This is a genomic window from Vibrio sp. 03_296, from assembly GCF_002265885.1.
This window is the reverse complement of the sequence record NZ_NPKW01001224.1, coordinates 1-502: the sequence shown is the minus strand read 5'-3', so window position 1 is coordinate 502 and position 502 is coordinate 1. Positions and strand designations below refer to the sequence as shown.

Below are 502 nucleotides of genomic sequence, written 5' to 3'. Positions count from 1 at the left end.
GAATGGGTTCAGGTGGGTCCAAAACGCTATGGTCGCCAAGCAAATTCTTAAAATTCGGAAAGCTGTTTGCGTTCTCTACACATTCAATTCGTTCTTGCTTTGAGTCCATCAAAAACCCCTTTGGGTGTTGTATGGTTAAGCCTCACGGGCAATTAGTACAGGTTAGCTCAACGCCTCACAGCGCTTACACACCCTGCCTATCAACGTTCTAGTCTCGAACAACCCTTYAGGATACTTAAAGTATCAGGGAAGACTCATCTCAGGGCTCGCTTCCCGCTTAGATGCTTTCAGCGGTTATCGATTCCGAACTTAGCTACCGGGCAATGCGTCTGGCGACACAACCCGAACACCAGAGGTTCGTCCACTCCGGTCCTCTCGTACTAGGAGCAGCCCCCTTCAATCTTCCAACGCCCACGGCAGATAGGGACCGAACTGTCTCACGACGTTCTAAACCCAGCTCGCGTACCACTTTAAATGGCGAACAGCCATACCCTTGGGACCG

Annotated in this window: 1 rRNA gene; it reads right to left on the bottom strand. The window is 50.9% G+C overall.

The annotated features are described in order from the left end of the window. Positions 1-131: 131 nt before the first annotated feature. Positions 132-502, bottom strand: a 23S ribosomal RNA gene (locus CIK04_RS31145); the annotation flags it as partial.